We start from the raw sequence: 16276 nt of genomic DNA on the forward strand, positions 1-16276 counted from the left end.
GTGCTAATCTAAGGCTCTCATTGCGGCTTTAAAGGGTTGTAGCCAGCTCTTGTTGCTGTCGCTGTAAAATGACCATATGGGAACCCACAACAGGACTACGAGCCAGTAGTGTCCCTTCTGGGTCAGTGATGTTTAGTTTGCTAAAATCTAATTCTTCAGAACGACGCAGGATTTCATCGGCTAACTGATGTTGCTGAGGTTCATCTAGGTCATACCAACCCTCTCCCACTGTAACAATCAAGCGGCTACCCCGAAAATTAGCTTGGATCGATTGAATCAGTCCGTTAGCATACTGGTCTGTAATTTCGGCAACTTGATTTTGAATGGCAGCAATTAGACTTTGCTCGGGGGTAAGCTCTAGTGAGGGAGGTTCTGCCACTTCCACAGGTTGTGATAGTTCTGGCGTTTCTAAAGGTTCCACAGGTTGCGGCGGTTCTGGCGCTTTCAATTCTGGGGGAGTCTTTACTAAGACTGGCTCTGGAAAGATTTCTTTGGCAACCTGGGCTGGTGTCTCTTGTAGCACTGCCACCGTAGTTAATAGGACAACTACCAAAATTGCGGCGATCGCACCAGTTAACCCCCAATCCGATAGCTTTTCACTCCACGCATTCGGCAGCAGGGCGCGAACTTTATCCAAAATACTATCCCACAGAGCCTCAACCCTTTCAAAACTGGGATAAAACCAATCCCTCACTCGGGTTTTCCTCGGTTTAGGTAGAGATTTTTGGGGTTCTGGGGTTGCTGCGGCAGTATCAAGTACAGGTGTAGCAATGGAAGCAGGTGCATTGACAGGTTCTGCCTCGAGTTGTTCGACAACGCCTTCGAGCAGACCAATTGTACCCCGCAGTAGTCTAAGGGTCTGAGCCTTGAAAAAGGGTTGCTGCCGTTTCCGAATCGGCTCTTTAACCATCTCGCCAATTTCCTCAACGTCTGCTTCCCCGTCATTGGCGGCTGTAGATGTCGGTGGCGTTTCCGCCTTGATCGGATTGGATTCTGGCTGTTTTTGTGAATCTCTTGACATTTCTTTTCCCTCCCCAGCAGCAACAGTCCGCATGAAATGCGCTAGATTTTTACGGAAGCTGCTTCTACAGCCAATTTATCACTTCTGTCGGTGTTGTCTTCGGTCGAAGGTTGAATCAATTTCCCATTGATAGAGCAGCCAAGATGCCTGCCCTACAGAAATTTTGTTCCCCTGCCTGTTTCCCAAGGAGGTATCTATGAGCTTAAATCGCCGTCAATTTCTAGTTTTAACAGGCTTTGGAAGCTTGGGTTTGATTGCAGCGATCGCTAAATCGCTTCCTCTTCGCACGCCTTGGAGTACAGATGTTGATCGAGCTGAATTTGATTCTCTCATCCCAGACTCAACAACCTCAGCTACTCCCCTGAGCAATTCAGCAGAGGAGGAACTCCTGCTGCGTTTTGTCTCGGTGGCAGATACAGGTACAGGTGCGACAGGACAATATGCTGTTGCTAGAGCCATGGCTGCCTACCATCAACAAAATCCCTACGATTTAATCATCCTCGCTGGTGACAACATCTACAACAACGGTGAAATTGAAAAGATTGATGCCGTCTTTGAGAAGCCTTATCAAGCTTTACTACAACAGGGTGTGAAGTTTCACGCCTGCCTCGGCAACCACGACATCCGCACGGCTAACGGCGACCCTCAAGTACGTTACCCTGGTTTCAATATGCAAGGGCGGTACTATACCTTTCGTCGGGAAGATGTACAATTTTTCGCCCTTGATACTAACTACAACGCTGACTGGCAGAATCAGCTACCGTGGTTGGAGCAAGAACTGAGCCGCAGTGACGCCCCTTGGAAGATTGTATTTGGACATCACCAAATTTACTCCTCCGGTCACTACGGTGTGAACCGAGCTTTTATTCAAACCCTAACTCCCCTCTTTCAACAATACCAAGTGTCACTCTATATCAATGGTCACGATCACAGCTATGAACGTACCCAACTGATTAACGGCACCACCTATCTGATTTGTGGTGCTGGGGCGGGAACTCGACCGATAGGGCGTTCTGAGTGGACGGCTTATTCTGCGGCACGGCTGAGTTTTGCCGCCGTTGAGGTGTATCGCAATAGCATCGTTATCAGTGGCATTGGCACCGATGGTCAGGTGTTCGATCAGGGTATCATTAAGCGACAATCGGTGTAAAAAGAGGTTAGAGTCTAGGGGCTAGTGTTTCTTTTTCGTGCGTCCCTAATCCCTATACCCTTTTTTTGTCAGTCAATTTAGGGAAGCCGTTCAAAAATTCTAATGGAATGATGTACATTGACGCCTATGGGTGTTATTGGTCTGTCGATGCACAAGAAAACTCAGCTAATTCAGAAAATCATTGCCAGTGGACTGCTGTTTTTGGCTCTGGCACCCCAAGGCAGTCAAATTGCTCAGTCTCAAGAACGTTCTGCCTTTCTGCTCAGGCTCAATTGCGTTGATACGGGAATAGGTAACTGGGCACGTCGCGTTGAAGATGTGGCTGTCGGTAAAGCCGTTTATACGTCGAGACTGTATATGGGTGCGGGTGATAGCGATAGCGTGGCAGCATTAACCTGTCGGCTTCAACCCAACGAGCAAAACGTGATTTTCCAAACGCTAAATTTGGAGTTTGGGATGCGGGATAATTACCGGAGGAGACCGGATGTTGTTGTTAAGGTTTACTTAGATGGCGTACAGGCTCAATCTCAAACAGTCTCTCCTGGAGGACAACCCGCATCGGTGTCGTTGGATGTCACTACTACCAACAATGTTTCTATAGAAGCGGAGTGTTCGAGCAAATCCCAATATTGCGATCGCGTTTATTTTTGGCAGGCTTCATTGGGAATTGCGCCTTAGGAGGGTGAGATTTGAGGCGATTTGCTGCAAGCAGCGTTCGACTGCCCTTCGGCAGGCTCAGGCACCGCGCTCACGCCGAAGTCAGCGTTGCGCGATCGCATTATCATCAGCGGTATCTACATCAAACGTTCTGATAGGGGTGTCTCTTTATTGCAATCAGCCTAATTCTAACCATGATAGTCAAGCGCCTGAAAATAAACTCGTTCCGTGGTATTGGCAATCTGACCCTGGAGTTCAATCAGAAGGAGCCAACTATTTTAGTTGGACTAAATGGAGCCGGAAAATCAAGTATTCTTGACTGTTTAGCTGTTCTGCTGTCCCATTTTGTGGCGGAGATTCATGACCCGGCTGGCACCGGACGTTTCATCAATGAGCAAGATGTTACGGCGGAGCAAAAAGTAGCGCGGCGTTTTTTCAGACCAGAAGATATTAACAATGGAGCTGAAAAAACCCAGAATGAAATAGCCATTGTCATTGAAGAACGGGAAATCAATTGGTTTATTGCTCTTTCCAAACTTAAGGAGCGCCCTAGGGGGGGTAACGTCAGGGAATTAGAAGGGATTTGTTTAAGAATCAAAAATCAGTTGCGCAACAATCCGGTTGTTAACCTACCTTTAACGGTGTACTACCATGTCAATCGTGAGTTCTGCGATGATATTCCTCAACATACCTCTCAGCAATATTGGTCTAAGCAGCTAGAAGTCTACGAGCGAGCTTTAACAGGAGCACGAATTAGTTTCAATAGCTTCTTCGAGTGGTTTAAGGAACTTGAAGATGTAGAAAATGAATTCAGGCTAGACGATCCCGATTATCGCAATCCTCAGTTAGAGGCTGTTAGGCAAGCAATTTCTTCGCTGTTACCAGGATTCTCAAACTTGCGGGTTCGACGAACACCCCTGCGAATGACGGTGAAGAAACACGACAAGGAACTGATTATCGATCAGCTTTCTGAAGGCGAGAAAGGTTTACTGGCAATGGCAGGTGACTTGGCAAGGCGTTTGGCAATTGCCAATCCGGGTTTAGCCGCTCCACTCCAAGGCTGCGGTATTATTCTGATTGACGAGATCGAACTCCACTTACATCCAGCATGGCAACGGGAGATTATTCCTGCCTTAACCCGCACATTTCCTAATTGCCAGTTCATTGTCACAACCCATTCACCTCAAGTCATCAGCCAAGTTCAGCCTGAAAGTATCTATCTGCTGGAACCAACAGTGAACGGTATTATTGCCAGACATCCCGAACCTTATCGTAATGAAGACAACGCTTTTTTTGTGGAAGAATTACTGGGGATTTCAGCACATCCACAAGATGTTTTTGTTTCTTAAAGGTTACGGTTTCCAGACGGAATAATTAATGTCATCTGACGCTAAAGAAAAAGCCTGCCTTCGCAGGCTAATTATTTTAGGGTGAATTCGCTAGACCTGATAGCGATAGTATTTACAATCAGCTTAGTTCAAGTTATGAGAGTTAAATGTCTCAAAATAAACTCCTTTCGTGGAATAAGCAATATGACGTTGGAGTTCTACGATACTCAACCAACAGTGTTCATCGGTGTCAATGGGGTAGGCAAATCGAGTATACTTGATTGTCTTACTATTCTCATATCCAAGTTTATAGCACCAATTCAATTCGATCCACAATCCACAGAAAGTTGCAAAAAAAGGTGGGGTTTTGATTCCTATAGGGAATGGGAACAGATTAGAGCCAAGGGGCGCTTCTTTAATGGAGAAGATATCAAAAATGGGTACAACGATACACAAAACGAAATTTCAATTTCATTGGAAAATTCAGCAGACTTGAGATGGTCTTTTAACTTCAAAGAGGATAGTGAAACTCTAAACAAGGATCTTGGGGAGTTAGAGCAAGTAACTACCATCATTCGCGATAGCTGGAAAAGTAGCCCCGAAGCTAATATACCTTTGGCAGTGTACTACCCAGTCAATCGGACAGTTTCTGAAGTTAATCTGGAGATTACGAACCAGAATAAAGTTGCTCAGGTAAATGCTTATGAAAAAGCATTGGATGGAGGAAATATTGGTTTTAGGAGCTTCTTCCAATGGTTTAGAGCTGTGGAAGATGTGGAAAATGAAGAATTGCGAGAAAACCCCCGTTACCGAGATGAACGCTTAGAAGCGGTAAGGCAAGCTATCTATTCACTTCTAGGTGAAGAATTCTCAAAATTACGAGTCAGACGTTCGCCTTTGCGAATGACTATCAAGAAACAGAGTGAAGAACTCATCATTGATCAGTTATCTGACGGGGAGAAAGGCTTACTAGCAATGGTGGGGGATTTGGCGAGGCGTTTAGCGATCGCAAGCCCTGGTTTATGCGATCCACTTCAAGGTAGTGGCGTTGTCCTGATTGATGAAATCGAATTACACCTACATCCTAAATGGCAACGCGAGATTATTCCAGCCCTAACTAGAACTAAGCCCTTCAATCGTCTAAGATTTGCTTGATTTGCTCGACAGTGGCATTCTCTAACGGCAATCGTCTACCACTAGGAGATACCAGCAGTACCTTTTCAATTTTTTGCCCCGATTCACCTTTCTCCTGCTCCTCGTACCATTGACGAATCTGTCCGGCTGCGGCTAACGTACCGCCAACAATACCAACAATCGTTGCAATGGCAGCAAATGTTCCTTCTTGTTCATCTTCGCCCTCAATCTCGTAACTTCCAAATAAACCGGAATTTGAGAATAATTCTTGGGCGGCTGCGATCGCATTTTGACCTTGAATCTCGACCTTCGTATCTGCCATCTGGTTATCTTAACACTAGAGAACGAAGCCCTGAGAAGTCCCAAAAACGGAAGAAGGGGGCATTTTGTACTCTTTTAACAATCTGCCCCCTTTTATCCTAAGCTTGACTTCTTTACTTGATTAGCGAGCCAGATACTCAAACTAGAGATTTACAACAATTGGGAGGGTGTAAATTAACTTTGCCAATTGGAAGCTATGTGTTCAGCTAAGTCTACAACACGCTGAGAGTAGCCCCACTCATTGTCATACCAGGCAATTACTTTAACCATATCGCCACCCATAACCATGGTCAGACTAGCATCTACAATCGAAGAAGCATCATGACCTTTGTAATCTGACGAAACCAGGGGCAAGTCACTGTATTCCAAAATGCCCTTGAGCGATTTTTCAGACGCTTCTTTGAGAACGTCATTCACCTGTTCGGCGATTGTACCGTTCTCGACTTGGGCGACCAAATCAACCACAGATACGTTAGGGGTTGGCACCCGCATGGCAATGCCATTGAGTTTGCCCTTCATATCTGGAATGACTAACGCTACAGCTTTAGCCGCGCCAGTGGAAGTCGGCACGATGTTTACAGCGGCTGCCCTTGCCCGACGAACATCCCGGTGACTGGCGTCCAGAATGCGCTGGTCACCTGTATAACTGTGGGTAGTGGTCATTGTCCCTTTGATAATGCCAAAGTGTTCGTGTAATACTTTGACAACGGGAGCTAAACAGTTAGTTGTGCAGCTAGCATTGCTAACAATGTGATGCTTGCTGTCTTCGTATTCGTGATGGTTGACACCAACGACAAAAGTGCTGACGCCTCCTCCCTTCCCTGGAGCAGTAATCAACACCTTTTTGCCACCCGCCGCTAAATGCTTAGACGCTCCTTCGTGGGTAACAAAAACCCCAGTTGATTCTATAACGAGATCAATTCCCCAATCAGCCCACGGCAAGTTCAGGGGGTTACGATCCGATACGCATTTAATCGTTTTGCCATTAAGACTTATTGAATTTTCATCGGCGGTGATGTCTGCCTTCAGCGTCCCCAGCATGGAGTCATATTTCAGCAGGTGAGCATTCGTCTTGGGGTCAGACGTGTCATTGATGCCCACTAGATCTAGCTGAGAGTTTTCCCTGGTTAACCAGCATCTGGCGAAATTACGCCCGATGCGTCCGAACCCATTGATCGCTACTCTAATCACTGCGTCTTGCCCTCTGTATTAAACTCGGTAAATATACTCTGTAATGACCCCAATCATATCGCAAAGCTGAACATTTTCTAAAGCGGTAATCGATTGAAGAGCTGGAAAAATCCCCTTGATTTATTGCGTATATGCCTTGATAGTCAAGGGTTTGGGTCAATTTGAGTAAATATTATGAATTGTGATATAAGCTCGAACACTCTCTGGCACCAGGTAACGAATCGAACGATGCTCACGACAGTACTGACGAATCAGACTAGAGGAAATACCTGTGGGTGGCATTTGCAATAGCTGCCAATGAAAAGAGATATTCTGAGACGCTATCGGCAGCGTTTTGAAAGCATCTAGCCCCAAAATCCAGTACCAGTGGCAGTTGGGATAAGCCTTTTGGAGCTTTTGCAGTGACAAGAAAGCGTAGTCGATGCCAATTTCATCCGTCTCTAGATCAGGTAGTGTAAATATTGGATTGTCTGCGATCGCTTTTGCCACCATCGCTTGTCGATGCTCGTAGAGTGATCCAACTTTATGGGGAGGATGGCGATTGGGAACCCAAAATACCCGCTCTAAACCCACTTGACTCAACGCTGTCTGAGCAATCAGCAGATGTCCCAAGTGAACGGGATCGAAGGTGCCACCCAAAATTGCTACATTTCCCATACCAATTACCGATCTCGGTTGTGTCACAGAAAAACCGTCCGGATAGAGAAGGTATCCTTGTGTCTAATAGTAAAAACCGTCTGTGGATAGAAAAATCCAGTTCCGTAAAAATACGGTGGGCAATCTACCCTAGCAATAACAGGATCTATCGCAGAGAGTGCCTCTTGACAGAAAATTCTGATGAATCTCTCTGTTGCTATATCTTGAAAAATCAATTCTTGATATGATAGCGCGTGTTATTGGCACTGTAGGCTTGTGTGGTGTGGTGTGTAAGGAGTCAAGATGCCTAATACTGTTGATCTTAGTGGTAAGCCGTTTCATTTCATCGGCATCGGTGGAATTGGAATGTCAGCCCTCGCCTATGTTCTAGCCAAGCGCCAACTGCCCGTATCTGGCTCGGACATTCGTTCTACGCACATTACTCAACGATTGGCAGCCGTCGGCGCTCATCTTTTCAGAGAGCAGAAGGCAACCAACTTAGAGTTTTTCCAATCAGCGTCCGAGTCGATCTGTACCGGTTTATCAACCACGGCGGTTGGCATCAGCCCGATGCTGACAACGATGGAAAGTTCCTCGAAAGCGAGCCAGTCCCTGTGCAATCACAAACCGTCCTCAGCTTTTCCCCAAGTCATCTGTTCGAGTGCCATCAATACCCTTAATTCCGAGTACCAGGCAGCTCTAGAACAAGGCTACCCAATTTTTCATCGCTCAGACTTGTTGGCAGCGTTGATTCGGGACTACCAAAGTATTGCTGTTGCCGGAACCCATGGTAAAACAACGACCAGCAGTTTGATGGGATACTTGCTGCTGAAAGCAGGTTTAGACCCAACCATTGTCGTGGGTGGGGAAGTGGATGCTTGGCAGGGCAATGCCCGCCTCGGTGAAGGAGCTTATCTGGTTGCCGAAGCGGATGAATCGGATGGCTCGTTAACCAAGCTTGCACCTGCCATTGGCGTGATTACGAATATCGAACTGGATCACCCCGACCACTATGAGAGCTTAGAACAGGTTGTTGAAACCTTCCAAATCTTTGCCGATCACTGTCAAACCTTAGTCGGATGTATCGATTGCGAAACCCTGCGCACCCGATTAGTTCCTACCATCAGCTACAGCCTGCGGCGGAACGCCAATGCTGACTACAGTGTTGATCGCGTTGAGTATCAAGCCGATGGCACTACCGCCCAAGTGTGGGAAGGCGATCGCATTTTAGGTAAGCTGCGACTGAAGTTGTTGGGTAAACACAATCTCAGTAATGCTTTGGCAGTCGTGGCAGTGGGTCGGCATTTGGGTTTGGACTTTGACACTATCGCCGAGGCACTCGCGACCTTTGAAGGAGCCAAACGCCGATTTGAGCTTCGAGGTCAGTGCAATGGCATCAGGTTTATCGATGACTATGCTCACCACCCCAGTGAAATTCAGGCAACCCTAGCATCTGCGCGGTTGCAGGTAAAACCGCCCCATCGAGTTGTGGCAGTTTTTCAGCCCCACCGCTATAGCCGAACCTTGACATTCTTACAAGAATTTGCTAATTCTTTTGGCGATGCCGATCTTGTCGTTGTCACTGACATTTACAGTGCTGGTGAAGCCAGCGCGGGTCAAATTACGGGCGAACAAGTACGAGAGGCGATTGCAGCTCACCATGAACGGGTGTATTACCAGCCAACGCTAGACTCTGTTTTGGAGCGTCTTACCCAACTCCTCCAACCCGGAGACTTTGTCCTATTCTTAGGAGCTGGTAATCTAAATCAGATCATTCCTAAGGTTCTAGACTTCTACCAAACGGTAGACCAAGACCGCACAATGACATTACATCATTGAGTCAGAAAAAGCCGAATAATCCCGTTCTACCTCATTTACCTAAGACCAATCGTTATTCTCGTGGCGTGTATTTAATACCATGACCCTGTCCTACGATTCACCAGCCGGTGTAACCGGTATGTTTAGCAGAAAGAAGACTATTTACCAGCCCCAGCTTTACTTACCAGGAACCGATTGCCTCGTTCGATCTCAGGTATCCTTAGCCAGCCTCACCTCCTTTCGAGTGGGAGGTCCGGCAGAATGGTACGTTGCACCCCGAAAAATAGAAGACTTGCAAGCGAGTTTCGAGTGGGCTTATAGCCGAAAGTTACCAATAACCCTGTTGGGAGCCGGCTCTAATCTGCTAGTGAGCGATTGCGGCTTACCTGGTTTGGTCATCTGTACTCGTCATCTCCGCTCTACTCACTTTGAATTCGAGACTGGACAAGTGACAGCCGGATCTGGGGTTCCCATTGCCCGTCTAGCATGGCTGGCAGCAGAACATGGCTGGGAAGGCTTAGAATGGGCTGTCGGTATTCCCGGCACAGTTGGCGGTGCTGTCGTCATGAATGCTGGTGCTCACCAGAGCTGTGCGGCTGACTTGCTGGTTAACACTCAAACTATCTTGCCAACTGGACGGGTTGAAGTGCTAGCGCCTTCAGCATTAGACTTTAACTACCGCACCTCTATCCTGCAAGGTAGCAATCGTCTCGTAACCCAGGCGACGTTCCAGTTAAAACCTGGTGCTGATCCCAAACAAGTGCGAGCAGCCACAACCGGGCATTTAGAGCAGCGACGCAATTCTCAACCCTATCACTTACCCAGTTGCGGTAGTGTCTTCCGCAATCCTGAATCCCATGCCGCAGGCTGGTTAATCGAACAGCTCGGTCTTAAAGGCTATCAAATCGGTGGCGCTCAAATCGCCGAACGCCATGCTAACTTTATCCTTAACTGTGGCGGTGCCAAAGCTAGGGATATTTTTCAACTCATCCACCACATTCAGGAGCAAGTCGAACAGCATTGGTCACTCTGCTTAGAACCTGAAGTGAGAATTTTAGGAGAGTTTCAGACTGTTTAAGGCTGTGGCAGATTGGGGATGAGAAGTCCTGTGCTATCACCGCAGGGTAGGTGAGTGGTGGCAGGATAGGAGAAAATGTCGTATAGGCTCGAGCGGTACTAAGATTAAGACTGAGCAACGATACACCCGTCCACTTGAAATAAAGTCAATCAATTATGACCAAAGGACAAGGATTCGGCTTCGGTTTAGGCAAGATGAAGGAACTCACCGAGGCATTCAAAAAAGCCCAACAGGTGCAACAAGGTGCTAAACAGCTTCAAGAGGAATTGGAGCAAATGGAAATAGAGGGTTCATCAAGCGATGGCACTGTCAAAGTTGTGATGAGCGGCAACCAAGAACCCCTGCGAGTAGAAATTTCTGGCGATGCTCTCAACCAGGGAGCTGAAACGCTCTCAAACACGGTTACGGAAGCCATGAGAGATGCCTACGACAGGTCTACAGCTACAATGAGGGAACGCATGGAAGAACTCACTAGTGGACTGAATCTTCCAGGAATGTAAAAAAAGCAGGATTAGTTAAGATTCTGCCCTGTTCAGCTCCCCCGTTCCCCCCCATGAAAAAACTTTTGCCGCCCATCTCTAGTCCCTAAGGTAGTGGTCTTGATGGCGGCACCTGTAACTTCCGTAAAGCCGTGAGGGTATGGTATAGACGTTCAGACAGGACGCCATTTCCTTCTTCTGTTAAGTGAATGGCGTCTAAGAACGCTAGCTCGGGAAAGTTTTCATAAACTTGATAGAAATTTAGGGTTTTCACATTTTTTGGAAATGCCTTCTGGAGTTGTTGAATCACTCGTGCCAATTCGCCATAACCCACCTGTACCCGTTGCTGATAAGCTGAACCGAGTTCATTTAAGGTTTTTTGTTCCCGAACTGAAATCTGCTTTGTACCCCGTCCAGTAATTTCTGGCTGTAGGGCAATAACCAGAGGAATGCCTGCTCCGGCAGTTAGGCGAACCATTTGCTTATGGAAATCGCTATAACGAGTCACTCGACGTTCAAGTTCGGTAGGGTCAGTGGGAAGATAATGGTCTAGGGGGGCTGATTCATCCATTGCTGCTAAACTCAGTCGGCTGGCAGACAACTGAGGACGCAATAGCCAGTATTGAGTAGCTTTTACTAAATAGGTGTCTGCGATCGCATATTTCAACTGCTGGGTTAAATGCGTCCAAAAATGACCGGGTGCATTGCTGAGAAACGCTTCGGCGTGGGGAATATCTGCTGCTATGCGATCGCTCGGCAGAAGTAAATCACCGTATCCATCCAAAACGATGATCGCATCCGGCTTGTAAGGCAGAATCTGGAGGGCTAACTGAGCCAACTCGTTACCAGAAGTATAGCCAGGAACGGCAGCATTGATGACGCGATACTGACCGTCTCGTATCTTAGATGGCAGGGCGAGGGCTTTGGCAAGGTCAGGTTTGTAAAAGGGCAGCTCTGCCGGTCGGTATTTTTCTGGGGAACGTCTCTGCTGGGCTATTCGTTCATTGAGACGTGCTTCTAATTGGCTCGCTAAGGTTGCTTGGTTACTGGGATTCCATTGACCAAATGCGGTAGAACCCCCCAGCAGAAAAATGCGAATTTCATTTTTGGGTTTGAGCAGGGGAACTGAGTCGTCGTCGCGGAAACCCTGTTCGTTAATCTGCCAGAAATTGCTCTGCTGCTTTCCCATTAAACGATAGCCGACCGCTAGACTGCGTTGGGCAGCCAGTCGCCCTCGGTTTGATAAAGCATCGTAGGGTTTTTGGGCTTCGTTAAGAAACTTAAGGCGGTAGACATTCACAATGGCTGGTTCACCCTCGTAGTTGGCTAACTCAGCATTTTTATCCATAACGCCAACTAGAAGTCGAGCCGACAGTTCTAGAAGAATCAAGACTAGAGGGATAGTCATGATCATCATCAGCAGGGGTAGCGATCGCTTGCGCTTTCGGTAGGTGCTGTAGCGCGACTTGAACATCAAAAACTTTCCTTAAATCACAATACATGGGGGAGAGAGTCCTCTGTCATTGGACGTTAAACGTGACCGATGACCAAAACAGCAGCATCAAGCGGTTCCGTTATCAGACTGAACGCCTTCATCAGCTAGAAACTGACAATGATAGGGATTGACAATTATACTTTGAGCGGTCAGCAGTGATCATCAATGCTGATATTGAACAGTCCGCAATCAGTACAAAGCTAAATATTATACCTATGCCCTGCAAGTTACTCTTTGTCTGCCTTGGTAATATCTGCCGTTCTCCTTCAGCCGAGAACGTGATGAATCACCTGATCGAGCAAGGGAGTCTGACTGACAGCATTATTTGCGATTCAGCCGGTACTTCCAGCTATCACATTGGCTCTCCCCCCGATCGACGCATGACAGCCGCTGCTAGTCGTCGAGGCATTCAGCTTAAAGGTCAAGCGCGGCAGTTTCAAACGTCAGACTTTGAAAACTTCGATCTGATATTAGCTATGGATCAGGACAACTATCGGGATATTCTTGCCCTTGACCCCACTGGAAAATACCAGGACAAAGTACGGATGATGTGCGACTTTGCCACTCACCATCCAGAACGAGAAGTTCCAGACCCCTACTACGGTGGTTCCGACGGATTTGACCGAGTTATTGATTTACTGGTGGATGCCTGCGAGGGATTGTTGCAGTATGTTACTACAACTTACCGTTTGACTGGGAAAAAGTCGGTTTGAGACAGGGGGATGGGGAATTGTATAGATGCAGTTACAAAACTTGGAGGTGCTGCTCGACCCAACGGCGACAACTTCTCCCTGATGCCTAATTTGCCGATATATTTCGAGTAGCCGAACAGATTGTTGACTTCGTGAACTACCTACACTAAGTCGAAGCGACTATAATGTAGGCTTCTAACATCGTGGGGGAATGCCTTAGAACGGACTTGCGTCCCAACTTTGGTCTTACTTCCCCTCCGTTAGCAGAGACGGCTGTTCCATCCGTCTGTAGCATTCTGATGCCTTCTGCTCTAATATTCGTTGCTGCATTACCATCACGGTCGTGACGAGTGCCGCAATTAGGACAAGTCCACTCTCTAACGTCAAGTGGCAACTTATCAATCTGGTAGTAGCAGTTAGAGCAGAGCTTAGAACTGGGAAACCAACGGTCAATCTCAACAAGTTTGCCACCTTTATTTTCTAGCTTGTAAGCCAGGAAATTGACAAAGGTTCCCCATCCAACATCAGATATTGCTTTAGCTAAATTGAGGTTGCGTACCATGCCTTTGACATTAAGATTTTCTACTACGACAACTTGGTTTTCGTTGACGAGTTTTCTTGATAACTTATGTAGAAAATCCTGACGGGATTTTGTTACCCGTTCGTACACTTTAGCTACAGTCTTTTTGGCTTTGTTTCTTGAATTGCTTCCTTTCTGTTTTTTGGCTAACTTTTGCTGCTTGCGCTTGAGGTTTTTCTCGTGTTTGGCAAGGTGCTTGGGATTGTTGTATTTAGAAATCTTGCTGCCATCACTGGTGATAGCAAAATGAGTTAATCCTAAGTCAACCCCAATCACCTTGCCATCAGTCGAAACCGTTGGATTTTCCCCCTCGGCTTCGGTCAGTATTGATGAAAAGTATTTTCCTGATGGGTCTAAACTGACCGTTACAGTTTTGATTGTTCCTTCTATCTTTCTGTGCAACTTAGCTTTAACTTTGCCAACCTTGCCAGGAAACTGAACAAACCCATCAAGCACTTTAACGTTTTGAGGATACTGAATTGATTGCTTGCCATGCTTCGACTTGTAACGAGGGAACCTAGCACGTCCTGCAAAAAAGTTTTTGTAGGCTGTTGTTAGATTGAGAGTCGTTGCTTGTAGAACCTGGCTGTAGCATTCAGACAGCCATATAGTTTCTTCTGCTTTTTTAAGTTTCGGCAAAAAGGCATTAAGTGCTGATTGACCAAGGCTTTTACCAGTTTCCTTGTAAGTCTCGATTGACTTATTTAGAGCGTAGTTCCACCACCATCTAGCACAACCAAAGTGTTGAGACAATAGCACTTGTTGCTCTAATGTTTGATAAAGTCGAACCTTGACCGCTTTGTGTACCATCTTAATCCCTCCTTACTGTATTATACACTTCACAGTAAGATTGTCAGGAAGATTTGGAAATTTCCGTTCCTCCAATTTCCCTGCCTTTCATCCCGCCGCTAAGATGGGTACATCTATAGCGGGGGACTTCCCGGCGAAAAGTTAACTTGAACTTTACTCTGATGAACAAGAAATTTTCATTTCCTGTAAAGATTAGTCTCATTCTATTCGGCCTGTTAGTGATAGGTACTGTAGCTTATATTGCCCCTATTGCCACAGTATTTCTCTGGGCTGATGCAATGCACCGTGAAATTAGCCGTAATGAAGAATATATGCAACAACCGGAAGTATATGAATCTGTAGGACGAACACTGGTTCTTTACTCCCAGTCAGATCCCAAATTGTTTCCAGAAGGAGAAATTGATAGTGCATGGTTACCAGCAGAGTTGCATCACATTGGTGGAGCATTTTATGAGTTCGATTCCAGTGGTTCACGCATTGAAATGGGAGGTGGCTTTTACCACTATGGTTATTCTTTGGTATTGGATAAACAGACATCTACCTCAAATCCAAATGTCTGGAATTTCTCTTTCTATAGCGAGGGTTCTAGCACAAAACTGTTAGAAACTTTCTCATTGCCTGCAAGCGAAACTATTTCAGCAGAAGTACTATCCCTCTTCTGTCACTTTCCGAGTATTCTGAATAAAGGGATTAAAAGAAAAAACTCTGGAAGCTAAGTAGGACAATGGATGTAGAATTACAAATTCTGAAACATTTGGCAAGAGACGCCCATCAAACCGTTGCGGTCGTAGATGAATATTGTGCCGAGTATAAAGACTTATTTAAAGAAGTAAGAAATTACGAATGCTTCAAATATTTACACTTAGGAATAATATCAACGATTAAAAGAAAATCGTTACCCGAGATCGGGAAAGTGGTGAGTATAAACTCAGCCCAGTCATTACATCATTTTCTAGCGAATTCAGATTGGTCAGTAGAGCAATTAAGACTGATAAGATTAAACAACATAAAGAAAGCCTTAGAGGGAAATGCGATTACAGTAGTAATAGATGAAACCGGAGATAGAAAAAAAGGTAAAAAAACGGATTATGTAGCCAGACAATACTTAGGAAGTGTGGGCAAGGTAGATCGGGGTATAGTTTCAGTAAATGCCTATGGAGTTTACTCTAACATAACTTTTCCATTAAGTGTAAAAGTATTCAAACCCAAAGGAACGCTGAAAGAAGGAGATAAATATAAAACGAAAATAGAATTAGCGTCAGAAATGATTACAGAGTTAATTGAATCAGGCTTAAATATGGTAAAAGAACAGCCATAACTTACTGGGAAATAACTACTGACCCAGAAAATATGCCCGAAAATTCTACTTCGTTCATTATGACAAATCTCCAAGGAAACTTGAAGAAGATTTTAGGCGACCTCTATGGATTAAGAACATGGGTAGAATATGGTTTTCGACAGTGCAAACAAGAATTGGGTTGGACAGATTATCGTTTTACTAATTTCCAGCACATTGAGAGGTGGTGGGAAATTATTTTTTGTGTTTACACCATGATTAGTTTAAATTCTCCAGCCTTTTTAGGCTTAAATCAATCTCGTCAAATTGAAACTGAGGGACAGAAAGATAGTGGGGTCGATTTTTCTAATCATCAACAGTGGAACCAGGAAAGCGGCTGGAAGAATACTTTAAATAATCTGCGTCTAATTATCCAACCCCTCTTACTGTTTTGGTTGATTTATCCTTGGTTAGATATTTTTCCTAATCGTTATTTATTGCTGGGATTCAATCATTTAATGGCTGCAATGAATCAATTTAAACCTTGTTATGCTTCTGGATGATTTCACTGATTAACTACTAGCTCATTTCGGAAAGTGACAGAAGAGGG

The 16276-nt window shown here is 45.7% G+C and carries 16 protein-coding genes and 1 pseudogene; 11 read left to right on the forward strand and 6 right to left on the reverse strand.

All coding sequences use genetic code 11. The features are described from left to right. Window positions 1-28: 28 nt before the first annotated feature. On the reverse strand, window positions 29-1021 hold the full coding sequence (locus IQ257_RS24455; protein WP_228060992.1) for a hypothetical protein: 993 nt from the start codon (window positions 1019-1021) through the stop codon (window positions 29-31). Between the two features lie 196 nt (window positions 1022-1217). Here IQ257_RS24455 and IQ257_RS24460 point away from each other — a divergent pair, with 196 nt between their 5' ends. The 5 genes from IQ257_RS24460 to IQ257_RS24475 all read left to right on the forward strand — a co-directional run bounded on the left by IQ257_RS24460 (window position 1218) and on the right by IQ257_RS24475 (window position 5311). Further along, window positions 1218-2171 (forward strand): metallophosphoesterase, encoded by a 954-nt coding sequence (locus IQ257_RS24460; RefSeq protein ID WP_193879068.1) that lies wholly within the window; start codon window positions 1218-1220, stop codon window positions 2169-2171. A 126-nt stretch (window positions 2172-2297) separates the two neighbouring features. Beyond that, window positions 2298-2849, forward strand: a complete 552-nt coding sequence (locus tag IQ257_RS24465) for an NPCBM/NEW2 domain-containing protein (protein WP_228060993.1) — start codon at window positions 2298-2300, stop codon at window positions 2847-2849. An 11-nt stretch (window positions 2850-2860) separates the two neighbouring features. Continuing rightward, window positions 2861-2983, forward strand: coding sequence for a hypothetical protein (locus tag IQ257_RS30875; RefSeq protein ID WP_265584561.1), 123 nt, complete (start codon window positions 2861-2863; stop codon window positions 2981-2983). Between the two features lie 39 nt (window positions 2984-3022). After that, window positions 3023-4177, forward strand: coding sequence for an AAA family ATPase (locus IQ257_RS24470; RefSeq protein WP_193879071.1), 1155 nt, complete (start codon window positions 3023-3025; stop codon window positions 4175-4177). A 135-nt stretch (window positions 4178-4312) separates the two neighbouring features. Continuing rightward, a complete protein-coding gene (locus IQ257_RS24475) occupies window positions 4313-5311 on the forward strand; it encodes an AAA family ATPase (protein WP_193879074.1) in 999 nt (332 codons plus the stop codon). Here the strand turns inward: IQ257_RS24475 and IQ257_RS24480 are convergent. The 3 genes from IQ257_RS24480 to IQ257_RS24490 form a co-directional block, all read right to left on the reverse strand. Further along, the gene (locus IQ257_RS24480) at window positions 5289-5612 is read right to left on the reverse strand and encodes a hypothetical protein (protein ID WP_193879077.1); all 324 of its coding nucleotides are present in this window, start codon (window positions 5610-5612) and stop codon (window positions 5289-5291) included. The genes IQ257_RS24475 and IQ257_RS24480 overlap by 23 nt on opposite strands. 173 nt (window positions 5613-5785) lie before the next feature. Beyond that, complete coding sequence (locus IQ257_RS24485) at window positions 5786-6802, reverse strand: type I glyceraldehyde-3-phosphate dehydrogenase (protein WP_193879080.1); 1017 nt, start codon at window positions 6800-6802, stop codon at window positions 5786-5788. Window positions 6803-6958: 156 nt separating this feature from the next. Continuing rightward, window positions 6959-7486 carry a nicotinate-nucleotide adenylyltransferase gene (locus IQ257_RS24490; protein WP_322744457.1) on the reverse strand — a complete coding sequence of 176 codons (528 nt, stop codon included), beginning with the start codon at window positions 7484-7486 and terminating at the stop codon, window positions 6959-6961. Between the two features lie 255 nt (window positions 7487-7741). Between IQ257_RS24490 and murC the strand changes: the two genes are divergently transcribed. The 3 genes from murC (at window position 7742) to IQ257_RS24505 (ending at window position 10834) form a co-directional block, all read left to right on the forward strand. Beyond that, the gene (gene murC, locus IQ257_RS24495) at window positions 7742-9277 is read left to right on the forward strand and encodes a UDP-N-acetylmuramate--L-alanine ligase (RefSeq protein WP_193879083.1); all 1536 of its coding nucleotides are present in this window, start codon (window positions 7742-7744) and stop codon (window positions 9275-9277) included. Window positions 9278-9356: 79 nt separating this feature from the next. Next, the gene (murB, locus tag IQ257_RS24500; RefSeq protein ID WP_193879086.1) at window positions 9357-10334 is read left to right on the forward strand and encodes a UDP-N-acetylmuramate dehydrogenase; all 978 of its coding nucleotides are present in this window, start codon (window positions 9357-9359) and stop codon (window positions 10332-10334) included. Window positions 10335-10489: 155 nt separating this feature from the next. Further along, window positions 10490-10834 carry a YbaB/EbfC family nucleoid-associated protein gene (locus IQ257_RS24505; protein ID WP_193879089.1) on the forward strand — a complete coding sequence of 115 codons (345 nt, stop codon included), beginning with the start codon at window positions 10490-10492 and terminating at the stop codon, window positions 10832-10834. 85 nt (window positions 10835-10919) lie between these two features. Here IQ257_RS24505 and IQ257_RS24510 read toward each other — a convergent pair whose 3' ends face one another. Beyond that, window positions 10920-12287 carry an SGNH/GDSL hydrolase family protein gene (locus IQ257_RS24510; RefSeq protein WP_193879091.1) on the reverse strand — a complete coding sequence of 456 codons (1368 nt, stop codon included), beginning with the start codon at window positions 12285-12287 and terminating at the stop codon, window positions 10920-10922. Between the two features lie 236 nt (window positions 12288-12523). On the opposite strand from IQ257_RS24510, the gene IQ257_RS24515 reads away from it, so the two are divergent. Next, entirely contained in the window at window positions 12524-13021 is a 498-nt protein-coding gene (locus IQ257_RS24515; RefSeq protein WP_193879094.1) for a low molecular weight protein-tyrosine-phosphatase, read from the forward strand. 145 nt (window positions 13022-13166) lie between these two features. Here IQ257_RS24515 and IQ257_RS24520 read toward each other — a convergent pair whose 3' ends face one another. After that, complete coding sequence (locus IQ257_RS24520) at window positions 13167-14390, reverse strand: RNA-guided endonuclease InsQ/TnpB family protein (RefSeq protein WP_193879097.1); 1224 nt, start codon at window positions 14388-14390, stop codon at window positions 13167-13169. A gap of 161 nt (window positions 14391-14551) precedes the next feature. Between IQ257_RS24520 and IQ257_RS24525 the strand changes: the two genes are divergently transcribed. Both IQ257_RS24525 and IQ257_RS24530 read left to right on the forward strand, forming a co-directional pair. Continuing rightward, window positions 14552-15106: a hypothetical protein gene (locus IQ257_RS24525; protein WP_193879100.1), complete on the forward strand. Its 555-nt coding sequence runs from the start codon at window positions 14552-14554 to the stop codon at window positions 15104-15106. Window positions 15107-15114: 8 nt separating this feature from the next. Continuing rightward, window positions 15115-16229: pseudogene (locus IQ257_RS24530) on the forward strand (IS701 family transposase). Window positions 16230-16276: the final 47 nt, after the last annotated feature.

Origin of the sequence: Coleofasciculus sp. LEGE 07092 (assembly GCF_015207375.1) — a bacterium.
GTDB lineage: Bacteria > Cyanobacteriota > Cyanobacteriia > Cyanobacteriales > Coleofasciculaceae > LEGE-07092.

What these genes read in the sequence shown, in the direction of transcription:
- IQ257_RS24515 (WP_193879094.1), top strand. Translation starts at nt 12,524, where the DNA reads ATGCCCTGCAAGTTACTCTTTGTCTGCCTTGGTAATATCTGCCGTTCT.
- IQ257_RS24505 (WP_193879089.1), top strand. Translation starts at nt 10,490, where the DNA reads ATGACCAAAGGACAAGGATTCGGCTTCGGTTTAGGCAAGATGAAGGAA.
- IQ257_RS24475 (WP_193879074.1), top strand. Translation starts at nt 4,313, where the DNA reads ATGAGAGTTAAATGTCTCAAAATAAACTCCTTTCGTGGAATAAGCAAT.
- IQ257_RS24455 (WP_228060992.1), bottom strand. Translation starts at nt 1,021, where the DNA reads ATGTCAAGAGATTCACAAAAACAGCCAGAATCCAATCCGATCAAGGCG.
- IQ257_RS24470 (WP_193879071.1), top strand. Translation starts at nt 3,023, where the DNA reads ATGATAGTCAAGCGCCTGAAAATAAACTCGTTCCGTGGTATTGGCAAT.
- IQ257_RS24510 (WP_193879091.1), bottom strand. Translation starts at nt 12,287, where the DNA reads ATGTTCAAGTCGCGCTACAGCACCTACCGAAAGCGCAAGCGATCGCTA.
- IQ257_RS24480 (WP_193879077.1), bottom strand. Translation starts at nt 5,612, where the DNA reads ATGGCAGATACGAAGGTCGAGATTCAAGGTCAAAATGCGATCGCAGCC.
- murB (WP_193879086.1), top strand. Translation starts at nt 9,357, where the DNA reads ATGACCCTGTCCTACGATTCACCAGCCGGTGTAACCGGTATGTTTAGC.
- IQ257_RS24525 (WP_193879100.1), top strand. Translation starts at nt 14,552, where the DNA reads ATGAACAAGAAATTTTCATTTCCTGTAAAGATTAGTCTCATTCTATTC.
- IQ257_RS24520 (WP_193879097.1), bottom strand. Translation starts at nt 14,390, where the DNA reads ATGGTACACAAAGCGGTCAAGGTTCGACTTTATCAAACATTAGAGCAA.
- IQ257_RS24460 (WP_193879068.1), top strand. Translation starts at nt 1,218, where the DNA reads ATGAGCTTAAATCGCCGTCAATTTCTAGTTTTAACAGGCTTTGGAAGC.
- murC (WP_193879083.1), top strand. Translation starts at nt 7,742, where the DNA reads ATGCCTAATACTGTTGATCTTAGTGGTAAGCCGTTTCATTTCATCGGC.
- IQ257_RS24465 (WP_228060993.1), top strand. Translation starts at nt 2,298, where the DNA reads ATGGGTGTTATTGGTCTGTCGATGCACAAGAAAACTCAGCTAATTCAG.